Source organism: Pseudomonas sp. NIBRBAC000502773 (assembly GCF_006517195.1).
Lineage (GTDB): Bacteria > Pseudomonadota > Gammaproteobacteria > Pseudomonadales > Pseudomonadaceae > Aquipseudomonas > Aquipseudomonas marginalis.
Genome location: NZ_CP041189.1, coordinates 587,063 through 601,428 on the forward strand (window position 1 = coordinate 587,063; position 14,366 = coordinate 601,428).

Below are 14,366 nucleotides of genomic sequence, written 5' to 3' on the forward strand. Positions count from 1 at the left end.
TCAGTTCTCCTCGATGTCAGTCGGCAATGGGCGCGGCAAATCATCGCCGCTGGAGCCATCGAGCCAGTCGACCTTGGCCATCTTGCGCACCACGACAAACTCATCGCGGTTGCAACCGACCGTGCCGTAGTAGTTGAAACCGTAGGCCTGCTGGGCATAGCCGCCGATCATGTGGGTCGGCTTGAGCACCACGCGGGTCACCGAGTTGTGGTGGCCGCCGCGGGTCTTGGTGGTTTCCGAACCCGGCACGTTCACGATGCGTTCCTGGGCGTGGTACATCATCACCATGCCTTCCTTGACGCGCTGGCTGACCACCGCACGGGCGGTCAATGCGCCGTTGACGTTGAAGCATTCGATCCAGTCGTTGTCTTCGATGCCGGCGCGCTTGGCGTCGATTTCCGAGAGCCACACGATCGGTCCGCCACGGCTCAGGGTGAGCATCAGCAGGTTGTCGCTGTAGGTGCTGTGGATGCCCCACTTCTGGTGCGGGGTGATCCAGTTCAGCACGATCTCGGTCTCGCCATTGCTGCGCTTGCCCTTCACGCCTTCGATGGTGCGGGTGTTGACCGGTGGCCGGTAGCTCATCAGCTGCTCGCCGAACGCCTGCATCCACGGGTGATCCTGGTAGAACTGCTGGCGGCCGGTGATGGTGCGCCATGGGATGTTTTCATGCACGTTGGTGTAGCCGGCGTTGTAGCTCACGTGCTCGTCTTCCAGGCCTGACCAGGTCGGGCTGGAGATGATCTTGCGCGGCTGCGCCTGGATGTCGCGGAAGCGAATCGCTTCGTGGGCCTTGGAGATCGCCAGGTGGCTGTGGTCGATGCCGGTGAATTCCGACAGCGCGGCCCAGGCTTTCAAGGCGACCTTGCCGTTGGTTTCCGGGGCCAGGGACAGGATCACTTCGGCGGCGTCGATGGCCGTGTCGATTTTCGGCCGGCCGTGGCTGATGCCTGCATCGCTTTCGTGATGGTTCAGCTCGCCGAGGAACTCGACTTCTTCATCGGTGTTCCAGTTGATGCCCTTGCCGCCGTTGCCGAGTTTTTCCAGCATCGGGCCCAGGGACGAGAACTGCTTGTAGATGTTCGGGTAGTCGCGTTCCACCACCGCCATGTTCGGCGCGTTCTTGCCCGGAACCGGCGCCACACCGGCGCTTTTCCAGTCGGTGCCGCCAAACGGCTGGGCCAGTTCGCCGACGCTGTCGTGCATCAACGGGACGGTGACCAGGTCTTGCTCCACGCCCAGGTGGCCGACCGACATGGCCGAGAACGCCTTGGCGATGCCCTTGTAGATTTCCCAGTCGGAGCGCGACTCCCACGCCGGGTCGATGGCCGCCGACAACGGGTGGATGAACGGGTGCATGTCCGAGGTGTTCATGTCGTCTTTTTCGTACCAGGTGGCAGTCGGCAAGACGATGTCGGAATACACGCAGGTGGAGGACATGCGGAAGTCGAGGGTGGTCACCAGGTCGAGCTTGCCGATGGCGCCGTCTTCGACCCATTCGGCCTCGGTGGGCTTGCATTCGGTGCTGTGGCCGATGTCTTCGTTCATCACGCCGTTCTTGGTGCCCAACAGGTACTTGAGCATGTACTCATGGCCCTTGCCCGAGGAACCGAGCAGGTTGGAGCGCCAGATAAACATGTTGCGCGGGAAGTTCACCGGGCTGTCCGGCTGTTCGCAGGCGAAGCGTAGGCTGCCGTCCTGCCAGGATTTGACCACGTAGTCTTTCGGCGTCATGCCGGCTGCAGCGGCGTCACGGCAGATGTGCAGCGGGTTGGTGTTGAGCTGTGGGGCACTGGGCAACCAGCCGGCGCGTTCGGCGCGGATGTTGTAGTCCAGGGCGTGTTCCGGGAATTGCGACTTGTCGGCCAGGGGCGAGAGCACGTCGTGCATGCTCATCTTCTCGTGGCGCCATTGCGAGCTGTGGCCGTAGAAGAAGCTGGTGCCGTTCATCTGGCGTGGCGGGCGGTTCCAGTCGAGGCCGAAGGCCAGGGGCAGCCAGCCGCATTGCGGGCGCAGTTTTTCCTGGCCGACGTAGTGGGCCCAGCCGCCGCCGGTCTGGCCGACGCAACCGCAGAGCATGAGCATATTGATCAGCCCGCGGTAGTTCATGTCCATGTGGTACCAGTGGTTCATCGCCGCGCCGACGATGATCATCGAACGGCCCTTGGTCTTGTCGGCGTTGTCGGCGAACTCACGGGCGATCTGGATGGCTTTCTCGCGGCTGACGCCGGTGATCGCTTCCTGCCACGCCGGGGTGCCCGGCACGCTGGCGTCGTCGTAGTCCCTGGCCACGTTCTGGCCGCCCAGGCCACGGTCGATGGCCAGGTTGGCGGCGGACAGGTCGAACACCGTCGCCACTTTGGCCACGCTGCCGTCGGCCAGGGTCACGCTGTGCACCGGTACGCGGCGGAACTGCACGGCATCGCCGGCCACGTGCTGGAAGTGCTCGTGGGCTTCGCCGGCAAAATACGGGAACGCCACTTCGGCGACGTCGTCACCGATCAGGCTGAGTTTCAGGTCGATGGCGCGGCCTTCACCGCCCTCCTTCGCGAGGATGTTCCACTTGCCCTTCTCGCCCCAGCGGTAGCCGATGGAGCCTTGTGGCGACACCAGTTCACCGCTTTCGTCGAGGGCGATGGTTTTCCATTCCGGGTTGTTGTCCTGGCCGAGGTTGCCGGTGAGGTCCGAGGCACGCAGGAAGCGATCGGGCTGGAAGCCGGCGCCGGGCGCGAACCCGGTCATCGGCTTGAGCATCACCAGCACCGGCAAGTCGGTAAAGCGCTTGGCGTAGTCGGTGAAGTAGGCGCTCGGTTTATCCAGGTGAAATTCCTTGAAGATCACATGGTTGAAGGCCTGGGCCAACGCGGCGTCGGTGCCCTGCTTGGGGTTGAGCCACAGGTCGGTGAGCTTGGCCACTTCCGAATAGTCCGGGGTGATGGCCACGGTCTTGGTGCCCTTGTAGCGCACCTCGGTGAAGAAGTGCGCGTCCGGGGTACGGGTCTGCGGAACGTTGGAACCCCAGGCGATGATGTAGTTGGAGTTGTACCAGTCGGCCGATTCCGGCACGTCGGTCTGCTCGCCCCACACCATCGGCGAGGCCGGTGGCAGGTCGCAGTACCAGTCGTAGAAGCTCAGGCACACGCCGCCGAGCAGCGACAGGTAACGCGAACCCGCCGCGTAGCTGACCATCGACATGGCCGGGATCGGCGAGAAGCCGACGATGCGGTCCGGGCCGTATTGCTTGATGGTGTAGACGTTGGAGGCGGCGATGATCTCGTTGACCTCCTCCCAGTTCGAGCGAATGAAACCGCCCATGCCGCGCTTGCTCTTGTACGAGTCGGCCTTGACCTTGTCCTCGACGATGCTCGCCCACGCCTCGACCGGCGACAGGGTCTGGCGCGCCTCACGCCACAACTTGAGCAGCGGCTTGCGGATCTTCGGGTACTTGAGGCGGTTGGCGCTGTAGATGTACCAGCTGTAGCTGGCACCCCGTGGGCAGCCGCGCGGCTCATGGTTGGGCAGGTCGTTGCGGGTGCGCGGGTAGTCGGTCTGCTGGGTTTCCCAGGTGATCAGGCCGTTCTTCACGTAGATCTTCCACGAGCACGAGCCGGTGCAGTTCACGCCGTGGGTGGAGCGCACGATCTTGTCGTACTGCCAGCGCGAGCGGTAGACGTTTTCCCAGTCGCGGGACTCCTTGCGGGTCTCGCCGTGACCGTCGGAGAATTCGTTTTGCTTGCGGTTGAAGAACCGCAGTTGATCCAGTAAGTGACTCATGATGCTTTCCTCATCAGGCGTGCCGTGGGGTGCGTTGCCCCGCGAATTCGTGGTCGATCAGCAGGGTGTGGCGCAGCCTTTGCGGGCGTACCACCACCAGGTCACGACGATGCAGCTCAGGTAGAAACCGACAAACATGTAGAAGGCCATCGCCGGGCTGCCGGTCGCGGCCATGGACGTGCCGAAGGACTTGGGAATGAAGAACGCACCGAAGGCGCCCATGGCCGAACTGAAACCCAGCACGGCGGCGGATTCCTTGCCGGCATCCTTGATCGCCTGCTCGCGCTCGGCGGCGGATTTACCGGCACTGGCCTTCTCGTGCTGGGTGCGGAAGATCACCGGGATCATGCGGAAGGTGGAGCCGTTGCCGACGCCGGTGGTGATGAACAGCAGCATGAACATGCCGAGGAAGCCGTAGAAGCTGCCGCCCTGCCCGTTCTGCGGCAAAAAGTGCAGCACGCCGAACACCATCACGATCATCAGCACGAAGTTCCACAAGGTCACCCGTGCGCCGCCCAGCTTGTCCGCCAGCCAGCCGCCGAGTGGGCGTACCAGGGCGCCGACCAGCGGGCCGAGGAAGGCGAATTTCAGCGCCACCACGTCGGGGAACGAGGTCTTGATCAGCAGCGGGAACGCCGCCGAAAAACCGATGAATGAGCCGAAAGTCGCCAGGTACAACCAGCACATCAGCCAGTTGTGCTTGCGCTTGAAGATCACCGCCTGCTCGCTGAACGAAGCGCGGGCGCTGGACAGGTCATTCATGCCGAACCAGGCCGCCACGGTGACGGTGAGGATAAACGGCACCCAGATGAAACCGGCGTTCTGCAGCCAGAGTTGACTGCCATCCGCCAAGGTCTGCGGTTGGCCGCCCACCAGGCCGAACACGCCGAACGTGATCACCAGCGGCACGCAGAACTGCATCACCGACACTCCCAGGTTGCCGAGGCCGGCGTTCAGGCCCAGGGCCGTGCCTTGCTGCGACTTGGGGTAGAAGAAGCTGATGTTGGACATGCTCGAGGCAAAGTTGCCGCCGCCGAAACCGCACAGCAGCGCGATCAGTACAAACACGCTGTAGGGGTGTTGGGGTCTTGCACCGCAAAGCCCATCCACAGCGACGGCAGCAGCAGCGACGCGGTGCTCAGGGCGGTCCAGCGGCGGCCGCCGAAGATCGGCACCATGAACGAGTAGAACACCCGCAAGGTGGCACCGGACAGGCCCGGCAACGCCGCCAGCCAGAACAACTGGTCGGTGCTGAAGGTAAAGCCGATGGCGTTCAGGCGCACGATCACCGTGCTCCACACCATCCACACGGCGAAGGCCAGCAACAGCGCAGGGATCGAGATCCACAGGTTGCGGGTCGCGGTCTTCTTGCCGCTGGCGCCCCAGAACGCCGGGTCTTCAGGGCGCCAGTCGTGGATCACCGGCCCCGAGCCGGGCTTTTGCGCGATGGACATGTTCATTCTCCTTGGAGAGGTTGGGCGGTTTTGCCCAACAGCGGTTGCTTGCGCATTTCGCTGAAGTACATCCAGGTCAGGGACACCCAGACCACGCCGTACATCAACATGAAGCAGGACGAGCGCACGCCGGTGAGGTCCACCAGGGCGCCAAACAGGATCGGCAGCACAAAGCCGCCCAGGCCACCGGCCAGGCCGACGATGCCGGACACCGCGCCCATATTCTGTGGGTAGTCATTGGCGATGTACTTGAACACCGAGGCCTTGCCGAACGCGAAGGCGATGCCCATCACGAACAGCAGCACGGTGAACAGGGTGGCGTTGAGGCCGATATGGAAATCCAGGGGACCGTTGACGGTCTGCACCTGCAATTGGGTCTGCGGGTAGCTGAGCAGGAACAGGCAGATCCAGCTCACCCACAGCACCCACCAGGTCACGCTCTGGGCGCCCCAGCGGTCGGACATCCAGCCGCCCACCGCACGCAGCACGCCGCCCGGCAGGGAGAAACACGCGGCCAGCAACGCGGCGCTTTGCAGGCTGAAGCCGTATTCCTGCACGTAGTACTTGGTCATCCACAGCGCCAGGGCCACATAGCCGCCGAACACAATCGAGTAGTACTGGCAGTAGCGCCACACGGCCGGGTCTTTCAGGCACAGCAACTGCTGGCGCAGGGTGGCGCCGCCGGCACTGCGGTGCGCCTTGTTCTCGCTGGTGAGGAACCAGAACAGCAGCGCGGTGATAAACAGGATCGCGCCGAACACCTTGGGCACCAGGTGCCAGGTGCCGAGGGCGATCAGCGCCGGGGCCAGGAACTTGGTGACGGCGGCGCCCGCGTTGCCGGCGCCGAACACGCCCATGGCAAAGCCCTGGTTGTCTTTGTCGAACCACTTGGCCACGTAGGCGATGCCCACCGAAAACGAACCGCCGGCCAGGCCGACGAACAGGCCCAGCACCAGGAACTGCCAATAGGCGGTGGCGTAGGTGATCAGGTACAGCGGCAGCACGCAGGCGAGCATCAACAGGAAGAACACGATGCGCCCGCCGAAGCGGTCAGTCAGCAGACCGAGCGGCAGGCGCACCAGGGAACCGGTCAACACCGGCGTGGCGGCCAGCAGGCCGAACTGGGTTTCGTTGAGTTGCAGCAGCTCTTTGATGGGTACGCCCAGCACGGCGAACATCATCCACACCATAAAGCAGACGGTGAAGGCCAGGGTGCTCATGCCCAGCACCAGGCCTTGTCTCATACGGGGTTGAGTCACGGTATGCGCTCCAGAAAGTGATTCCATGGGCGCAGGTTAGGGGCGACACCCCCGTGGAACTTGACCCAGGTCAACGTCCGCCTGGGGGGTATGGGGCTATGCTGGCCCCACATACCTCTAAGGAGGTAGTCCTAACAACAAGAGAAAGTCTTTATTTATCAATGGATTGATCTCTTGTGCCGGCGTTTTCCCGTGGGAGGGTTTGCCGGCAACTCTTTAGAGGTAGTGCGCCAGGGATTGCGGTTTCTCAGCCCTTTTTCCTTTCAGGTGCCGCCATGCAGGCTCTCAACCCCCTTCGATCACGCCGCCATGTTTAACTGGCTGCGCAGCTCCCTGCCCGCGCGCGCCGGGCTGGCGGTGATCCTGATCGCCATCCTCGCCCTCGCCAGTTCCTTGAGCGCCGGCCTGATCGCCTGGTTCAGCCAGGGCGATGCCGCCGCCATCAACACCGCCGGCTCGGTGCGCATGGAGACCTACCACCTGAGCTGGAAACTGGCAGCCGGCGCGCCTGCCGACGAGATCGACGCCATCACCCACAGCCTGCAAGGGCGCCTCGACAGCCAATCGCTCAAGGCGGTGCTCGAAGACGGCCCGCGCAGCGCCCTGCTGCAGAGCTACCAACAGATCCAGCAGCGCTGGGACACCGATCTGCGCCCGGCGCTGGCCCGTGGCGACGCGATGCTGTTCCAGGCCAGCGCACCGGGGTTCGTCGAGCAATTGAACCAATTCGTCAGCCTCCTGCAACAACACAGCGAACAGAAACAGGGCTGGCAGCAAAGCATCCAGGGCCTGGCACTGTTCAGCACGCTGATCATCCTGCTGATCGGCCTGTATGAATTGCAGTACGGCGTGGTCAACCCCCTCGAAGAGCTGGTGCACGCGACCCGGCGCTTTCGTGATGGCGACTTCAAGACCCGGGTCAATCACCGCTCCGAAGACGAGTTGGGGCAACTCGCCCTGAGCTTCAACACCATGGCCGAAACCATTGAACACTCCCACCGCACCCTCGAGAGCCAGGTGCGGCAGAAAACCCTCAACCTGCAACAAGCCAACGCTGCCCTGGAGCTGCTTTACCAGAGCAGCCGCAGCCTGGCCACGCGCCTGGCGAATGCCGAGGGCCTGGATGAACTGATCCGGCGCTTCCAGAAACGCCTGCCGGGGCTGCGCCTGTCGCTGTGCCTGCAAGGGCACTTCCTGGCGCCGGCCCAGCAGATGCTCTCCCTGAATGGAGGGGATAGCCGCAACGTCTGCGCCATCGGTGATTGCGCAACGTGCCAAAAACAGAAAGTGGCGCTCCCCCAGGTATTCAGCATCAGCAACCAGGGCTCGGAACTGGGCGAACTCAAGGCGCACTTCCTCGACGGCCATGCGCCCCAGGACTGGGAGAAACAGTTGATCCAGGCCCTGGCCAACCTGATCGGCACCTCGCTGTCGCTCAAGCGCCAGCGCGAACAGGACCACCGCCTGCTGCTGCTCGACGAACGCACCATCATCGCCCGGGAACTGCACGATTCCCTGGCCCAGGCGCTGTCCTACATGAAGCTGCAGGTCAGCCGCATGCAAACCCTGATCCGCCGTGGCGAACCGGTGGAAACCCTGGCCACCGTCACCGCCGAACTGCGCGACGGGCTGAACAACGCCTACCGCCAACTGCGCGAATTGCTCACCACCTTCCGCCTGCAAATCCACGATGCCGGGCTGGTGCAGGAGCTACAGGACACCGCCGAAGAGTTCTCGCGGCGTGGCGAGTTCCAGGTGCACCTGCATGTGGATGCCCTGGCCTTCCAGCTGTCGGCCAGCGAACAGATCCACTTGTTGCAGGTCACCCGCGAGGCCCTGTCCAATTGCCTGCGCCATGCCCATGCGCAAAACGCCTGGCTGCAACTGCGCCAGGAAGGCGAGACTGTGAGCCTGAGCATCGAGGACGACGGCCGGGGCTTCTGCGGTGAGGTCGACACCCGCGAACACCACGGCCTGACCATCATGGACGAGCGCGCCCGCAGCCTGCATGGCCGCCTCGACATCAGCCCCCGCGAGCCCCAGGGCACCCGCGTGCAATTGCGTTTCCAACCGGAATTTCTCGGCCACTCCCTACAAGGCACCGCCTCATGAACACCCTCACCCGCCACCGTATCCTGCTGGTCGACGATCACCCGATGATGCGCCACGGCATGCGCCAGATGCTTGAACTGGAAGACGACCTGCAAGTGGTCGGCGAAGCCGGCAACGGCCAGGAAGCCCTGGACCAGATCGACGGGCTGCAACCGGACCTGGTGCTGCTGGACAACAACATGCCGCACATGAACGGCCTCGAAACCCTGCGCCGCCTGCGGGCCATGAACTATGCCGGCAAGGTGCTGCTGTTTACCGTGTCCGACGCCGAGGACGACATCCGCGATGCGCTGCGCCTGGATGCCAATGGCTATCTGCTCAAGGACATGGAGCCGGAGTTGTTGATCCAGTACATCCGTGATGCGTTGCATGGCGCGCTGGTCATCAGCCCCGGTCTGACCCGCGTCCTGGCCCAGGCCCTGCGCTCGCCGCAGCCCCATGCAGCGGTGGAATTGACCGAGCGCGAACGCCAGGTGCTGAGGACGATTGCCAGTGGGCACAGCAACAAGGTGATCGGGCACAAATTGGGGATTACCGAGGGCACGGTGAAGGTGCATGTGAAGAATCTGCTGCATAAGCTGGGGTTGCGGTCGCGGGTCGAGGCGGCGGTCTGGGCGATGGAGCATTTGCGGCAGGCGGGGTGAGGCTGTTTGAGGCTGAACGCGCGGCAGATAGGGCTGTTGTGGTGAGCCGGCTTGTCCCGCTCACCACAGGGAGATTTGTCTGGGGCTGAAAAGTTGTGTGGATACCCTTGCTCATCGGGGGCAAGCCCCCCACATTGTTTACACAAACCCCGCAAGAGGTACCCCCACAGAGGCATATCAACCCCGCCCCAAGCCTTCTACGCTAGCCCATTGCGGAGGCCCAACCATGCTCACCCATCCCCACATCGTGCTCACCCTGCGTCGCCATCACCTGTTCAGCCAGCTCCCGGAAAAAACCTTCCAGGACGTCTGCACCCTGGCCAATCTCAAGCGCCTGCCCGGCCATGCGCCGTTGATGCACCAGGGTGACGCGGCCGAGCGTTTCTTCCTGCTGGTCAGCGGCCAGATCAAGCTGCATCGGGTCACGGGCGAAGGCCAGGAACACCTGGTGGAAGTCATCCAGCCCGGCCAGACCTTTGCCGAAGCCCTGCTGTTCACCCAGGCCAAGGCCTATCCGGTGAGCGCCACCGCGCTCAAGGACAGCGTGCTGGTCAGCATCGAAGGCCAGCACTACCGCCGGGCCCTGGAGGACCAGCCGAAAATCTGCCTGGCGATCCTGGCCAGCATGAGCATCCACCTGCATCAGCGCCTCAAGGACATCGACACCCTGACCCTGGCCAACGCCAGCCGCCGGGTGATCAACTTCCTGTTCCAGGAGCGCGATGCGCTGAGTGGCGAGGTGGTGCTGCAAGTGCCCAAGCGCCTGGTGGCGTCGAAGCTGGGGATCCAGCCGGAGACCTTTTCAAGGATCCTGCACCGGCTGGTGGAAGGCGGGTTGATCGAGGTGCAGCGGCGCACCATTCGAATCCTCTGCGAAGAACAGTTGATGGGCTATCAGGCCGGCTGATCAGTGCCCGCTATGAACCGCTGACGCCCGCCCCGCCCGCTCCAGATTCCGCCACAACCAGGGCGGCAACACATCCGGGTCCAAACTGTCGATCAGATTCTTCAACCCCAGCCCCAATTCCGTATCCCCCTCGATCACCAACCGGCGGCGAAAGAACAGCGTATCCGGATCTTCCTGGCGGCTGGCCAGCAACAAGAACTCCCGCCAATTACCACTGATGCTGACCTGCGCCTCAGCCTTTTGCGCAATCCGCAACCCATCCCGCCCCAGGGTCAGGTACCAGCACAACCCCAGGTCAGGAATACGCAAACACAGCCAACGCCCGCGCAGCAGGTCAAACCCGCCCTCGCGCAGGGGTTCGGCCAGGCAGCGGTTGAGGGCTTGCTGCAAGACCAGGCGCTGTACGCCAAACGGCACACGGCGGATCAACGGCAACAACCGGTCGGCACCCTTGAGCAGCCATGGTTTACGACTCAGCACAGGCCCACCTCCTCAACCCGCAACATACCCGCGTGGCCGTGCCAATAGCCGTTGCAGCCTTCGACATACAGCGGCGGCGTAGCGCCCTGGCGTACCTGGTCGTAGGCACGTACCACCTCGACCATGCCCTCGGCCCGTGGGCTCAGGCGCAACAGGTCGGCGCCGCTGGACACCAGGCCGGGGTAATCGGCCAGCAGGTTGGTAACGTCGGCGGACATGGTCTGGATGCCGTTCAAGGTGAATAGCGCCTGCCCTTCCTGGCTGGTCAGGGGCATGCCGTCGGGGTAGTTGATGCAGCAGAACTGGCAATCGTCCTTGGGGCGGTTCTCTGCACGGGCGGTGAAGCAACGCGCCGAGTAGGCCAGGGGCAAATGGCCGTAGGCGAAGATTTCCACCTCGGGCAGTGGCCGGCCCAATTCGCGCACCTGTTCCAGCACGTCGGCGATCAGGCCCTGGGAGCACTCCACCGGCGGCACCCAGCGCTGCATGCCGGCGTCGAGCAGTTGCACCAGGGCGTGACCGTTGTAGAGGTTGAGCGCCGGGCCGCCGACAAAGGGCAATTTGCGCTCGATCAGCATCTGCACCGCGCCCATGTCATTGGCCTCCACCAGCCACTCGCCGTTGTCGCACAGGCGGCGCAGGCTCGACAGTTCGGAGGCGGCTTCGATCAAGGTCAGGCTCGACAACACGATCTGCGCCGAGCTGCAGGTTTGCAGCTCCCGGCCCAGGCCTAACCAACGGTCCAGGGAAAACGCGCGGCGCTTGGCACACACGGTTTCGCCCAGGTAAATCACGTCCAGGGGCAAGCCGGCCATGTCCGAGTAGAAGCGCCCCAGGTGTTCCTTAGCCCAATAAAACAGCACCGGTCCCAGGCTGAGTTTCATCTGTGTCTCCTCACTGCCATGCACGATGGTAGGCGCCGAGTGTGGTCTGGCTGCCTTCGGATAACCCGGCCAGCACCTGGCGCCATTGGTCCTTGACCACAAAGCTGGCCGGTGCACTGCGGTGGGCGTCGAGCGCGGCGCGCCAGACCCGGGTGACTTGTTCCACATACGCCGGGCTGCGTTGCCGGCCTTCGATCTTGACCGCTTCGACGCCGATGGCGCTGAGCTCCGGCAGCAGGTCGAGGGTGTCGAGGCTGGTGGGTTCTTCGAGGGCATGGAAGCGCTTGCCGCCGACCAGGAAACGGCCCTTGCACAGGGTCGGGTAGCCGGCGGGTTCGTCGGCGGTGTAGCGGTCGATCAGCACGTCGCTCAGGCGCGCACTCAAGCCCTCGGCATCTTCGCTCCAGCGCACCGCCTTGGCCGGCGAGCACACGCCGCACAGGTTCGGCGACTCGCCGGTGATATAGGAAGACAGGTGGCAACGCCCCTCGGCCATGATGCACAGGCTGCCAAAACCAAACACTTCGATGGGCACCGGGCTGCTCGCAGCCACCTGTTTGACCTGGGCCAGGGACAGCACACGGGGCAACACCGCGCGGCGAATGCCATAGCGTTCGGCATAGAACTTCAGCGCCGCCGCGTGGGTGGCCGAGCCCTGTACCGAGAGGTGCAAGGCCATGTGCGGATGCTGGCGGCTGGCGTAGTCGAGCACGCCGGGGTCGGCGGCGATCAGGGCGTCCACGCCGTGGTCCGCCGCGCGGTCGACGGCGCGTTGCCAGCGCGCCCAGATCTTCGGTTGCGGGTAGGTATTGACCGCCACGTACAGCTTGCGCTGGTGCTGGCGAATAAAGGCGACGGCACCGTCGAACTGTTTGTCGTCCATGTTCAACCCGGCAAAGTGCCGGGCATTGGTGTCATCGCGAAAACCGACATACACCGCATCGGCGCCTTGGCGCACCGCGGCTTTAAGCGCAGGCAGGTTGCCTGCGGGGCAGACCAGTTGCATGGGGGCTCCTCAGAGAAATTCAGCGAAAGACACAAACGGCACCGGTTCATCCTTGAGCACCTGATGCTCACGCTCGACGATCACCAGGCCATCGGCCCAACACGCGGCGGTGAGCATCGCCGAGCTTTGCTGGGGGTGCAGCACGGCGCGCAATTGCCCGTCCTCGCCGGGGCTCAGGCGTGCACGCAGGTACTGGCGGCGCTTGTTGGGCGTGAGCCATTCGAATGCGGCCGGCACCTGGATCGGCACCGGCAGCACCCGCTCCACCCCTTGGGCGCGCAGCAGGAACGGACGCACCACCACCAGCGCGGTGATCAGCGCCGCCGACGGGTTACCGGGCAGGCCCAGCCACGGCTTGCCCGCCACGTCGCCAAATGCAAGGGGTTTGCCGGGCTGGATCGCCAGGCGCCAGAAGTCCACGCGGCCGAGCGCTTCGATGGCCTGCTTGAGATGGTCCTCCTCCCCCACCGACACCCCCGCCGAGGTCAGCAACAGGTCGCATTCGGACGAGGCCAGGGCCAGCGCATCACGGCTGGCGGCCAACTCGTCGGCCATCACGCCGTAGTCGTGCACGTCCACGCCCCAGCCACGCAACAAGGCAGCCAGGGCATAGCGGTTGCTGTTGTAGATCTGCCCCGGCACCAGCGCCTCGCCCGGGTCACGCAGCTCGTTGCCGCTGCTGAGCAGGCACACCCGCAACGGGCGATAGACTTTCAACCGAGGGATGCCGGCCGAGGCCAGCAAGCCGATGTCCTGGGCGCGCAGGCGCTTGCCGACGGCGATCAGGGTCTGCCCGCGCTGCAGCTCTTCACCCTGCTTGCGCACGTGCTCGCCGAGACGTACCGGCGGGCACCAGATGCGCTGGCCGTACAGGCGGCAACGCTCCTGTGCCACAACCGTGTCAGCGCCAGGCGGTAGCGGCGCACCGGTAAAAATGCGCACGGCCTGCCCGGCCTGCACCCTCACCTTGCTGTGCTGCCCCGCCGCAATGCGCCCGGCGAGCATCAGGTAGCCGCCTTCGGCCGGCACATCCTCGGCGCGCAGGGCGTAGCCGTCCATGGCGCTGTTGTCGAAACCGGGCAAATCCAGGGGCGAGAACAGCTCTTCAGCGACCACCCGCCCCAGCGCCTGCTCGAGGCCAATCACCTGGGTGCTCGGCGGCGGCGGCGCCTGGGCCAGCAGCGTGGCGATGGCCTCGTCCACCGGCATCAGGTGGCCGCTGTCACACACCGAGACACTCATGAACGCGACTCGCAGGCTTGCAGGATTTGCTCAGGCTGGGGCTTGAGGTGCGGCACGAAATTGCACGGGCCGGTGCGGCTGTCCAACTGCCCCGCCAGGATCTGGTCCCAGCCGGTGCGGCATGCGCCCGGAGAGCCCGGCATGCAGCACACCAGCACGCCGTTGCTGAGGCCGGCCAACGCGCGGGACTGCAAGGTGGAAGTGCCGATTTCGGCCAGGGACACCTGGCGGAACAGCTCACCGAAGCCTTCGACATGTTTGTCCAGCAACGGCAACACCGCCTGGGGCGTGTTGTCGCGGGCGGTGAAACCGGTACCGCCGGTCATCAGCACCACTTGCACCTCGGGATCGGCGATCCATAGGGAGACTTGCGCACGAATCTGGTAGATGTCGTCGATCACCAGGCCACGGTCGATGAGCACATGCCCGGCACTTTCGAGGCGGTCCACCAGGGTCTGGCCGGAGGTGTCGGTGTCGAGGGTACGGGTGTCGCTGATGGTCAGCACGGCGATGTTCAGGGGCACGAAATTGCGTTGTTTCAAATGGGCCATGATCAAGGCTCCAGGCGTCAAGAAAGTTGCCGTCAGCCTGCGCCGCAACGGGC

10 protein-coding genes and 1 pseudogene are annotated in these 14,366 nt (G+C 64.3%); 3 read left to right on the plus strand and 8 right to left on the minus strand.

Features of this window, described 5'->3' with window-relative positions; translation table 11 throughout:
• The 3 genes and pseudogenes from NIBR502773_RS02500 to NIBR502773_RS02510 all read right to left on the minus strand — a co-directional run bounded on the left by NIBR502773_RS02500 (position 1) and on the right by NIBR502773_RS02510 (position 6,487).
• A complete protein-coding gene (locus tag NIBR502773_RS02500) occupies positions 1 to 3,774 on the minus strand; it encodes a nitrate reductase subunit alpha (protein WP_141155275.1) in 3,774 nt (1,257 codons plus the stop codon).
• Positions 3,775 to 3,831: 57 nt separating this feature from the next.
• Positions 3,832 to 5,228: pseudogene (locus NIBR502773_RS02505) on the minus strand (NarK family nitrate/nitrite MFS transporter).
• 2 nt (positions 5,229 to 5,230) lie between these two features.
• Positions 5,231 to 6,487: a nitrate/nitrite transporter gene (locus NIBR502773_RS02510; protein ID WP_141155276.1), complete on the minus strand. Its 1,257-nt coding sequence runs from the start codon at positions 6,485 to 6,487 to the stop codon at positions 5,231 to 5,233.
• Positions 6,488 to 6,796: 309 nt separating this feature from the next.
• On the opposite strand from NIBR502773_RS02510, the gene NIBR502773_RS02515 reads away from it, so the two are divergent.
• From NIBR502773_RS02515 to NIBR502773_RS02525, 3 genes are all read left to right on the plus strand, one after another.
• Positions 6,797 to 8,599, plus strand: a complete 1,803-nt coding sequence (locus tag NIBR502773_RS02515; RefSeq protein ID WP_141155277.1) for a HAMP domain-containing protein — start codon at positions 6,797 to 6,799, stop codon at positions 8,597 to 8,599.
• Complete coding sequence (narL, locus tag NIBR502773_RS02520) at positions 8,596 to 9,243, plus strand: two-component system response regulator NarL (RefSeq protein WP_027607179.1); 648 nt, start codon at positions 8,596 to 8,598, stop codon at positions 9,241 to 9,243. Before NIBR502773_RS02515 ends, narL begins: the two co-directional genes overlap by 4 nt.
• Positions 9,244 to 9,469: 226 nt before the next feature.
• A complete protein-coding gene (locus NIBR502773_RS02525; protein ID WP_065924648.1) occupies positions 9,470 to 10,150 on the plus strand; it encodes a Crp/Fnr family transcriptional regulator in 681 nt (226 codons plus the stop codon).
• Here NIBR502773_RS02525 and NIBR502773_RS02530 read toward each other — a convergent pair whose 3' ends face one another.
• Genes NIBR502773_RS02530 through moaB form a run of 5 tightly spaced genes read right to left on the minus strand, consistent with a single transcriptional unit; the run spans position 10,151 to position 14,313 of the window.
• Complete coding sequence (locus NIBR502773_RS02530) at positions 10,151 to 10,630, minus strand: SCP2 domain-containing protein (RefSeq protein WP_141155278.1); 480 nt, start codon at positions 10,628 to 10,630, stop codon at positions 10,151 to 10,153.
• Positions 10,624 to 11,514, minus strand: a complete 891-nt coding sequence (locus NIBR502773_RS02535) for a U32 family peptidase (RefSeq protein WP_141155279.1) — start codon at positions 11,512 to 11,514, stop codon at positions 10,624 to 10,626. The genes NIBR502773_RS02530 and NIBR502773_RS02535 overlap by 7 nt, the downstream gene beginning before the upstream one ends.
• A gap of 10 nt (positions 11,515 to 11,524) precedes the next feature.
• Positions 11,525 to 12,520, minus strand: coding sequence for a peptidase U32 family protein (locus NIBR502773_RS02540; RefSeq protein ID WP_027607183.1), 996 nt, complete (start codon positions 12,518 to 12,520; stop codon positions 11,525 to 11,527).
• 9 nt (positions 12,521 to 12,529) lie between these two features.
• Positions 12,530 to 13,762 carry a gephyrin-like molybdotransferase Glp gene (gene glp / locus NIBR502773_RS02545; protein WP_141155280.1) on the minus strand — a complete coding sequence of 411 codons (1,233 nt, stop codon included), beginning with the start codon at positions 13,760 to 13,762 and terminating at the stop codon, positions 12,530 to 12,532.
• On the minus strand, positions 13,759 to 14,313 hold the full coding sequence (gene moaB / locus NIBR502773_RS02550; RefSeq protein WP_141155281.1) for a molybdenum cofactor biosynthesis protein B: 555 nt from the start codon (positions 14,311 to 14,313) through the stop codon (positions 13,759 to 13,761). The genes glp and moaB overlap by 4 nt, the downstream gene beginning before the upstream one ends.
• Positions 14,314 to 14,366: the final 53 nt, after the last annotated feature.

Excerpts from the sequence above, each read along its gene's own strand:
- glp (WP_141155280.1), bottom strand. The coding sequence starts at position 13,762 with ATGAGTGTCTCGGTGTGTGACAGCGGCCACCTGATGCCGGTGGACGAG.
- NIBR502773_RS02515 (WP_141155277.1), top strand. The coding sequence starts at position 6,797 with ATGTTTAACTGGCTGCGCAGCTCCCTGCCCGCGCGCGCCGGGCTGGCG.
- NIBR502773_RS02540 (WP_027607183.1), bottom strand. The coding sequence starts at position 12,520 with ATGCAACTGGTCTGCCCCGCAGGCAACCTGCCTGCGCTTAAAGCCGCG.
- narL (WP_027607179.1), top strand. The coding sequence starts at position 8,596 with ATGAACACCCTCACCCGCCACCGTATCCTGCTGGTCGACGATCACCCG.
- NIBR502773_RS02525 (WP_065924648.1), top strand. The coding sequence starts at position 9,470 with ATGCTCACCCATCCCCACATCGTGCTCACCCTGCGTCGCCATCACCTG.
- NIBR502773_RS02500 (WP_141155275.1), bottom strand. The coding sequence starts at position 3,774 with ATGAGTCACTTACTGGATCAACTGCGGTTCTTCAACCGCAAGCAAAAC.
- NIBR502773_RS02535 (WP_141155279.1), bottom strand. The coding sequence starts at position 11,514 with ATGAAACTCAGCCTGGGACCGGTGCTGTTTTATTGGGCTAAGGAACAC.
- moaB (WP_141155281.1), bottom strand. The coding sequence starts at position 14,313 with ATGGCCCATTTGAAACAACGCAATTTCGTGCCCCTGAACATCGCCGTG.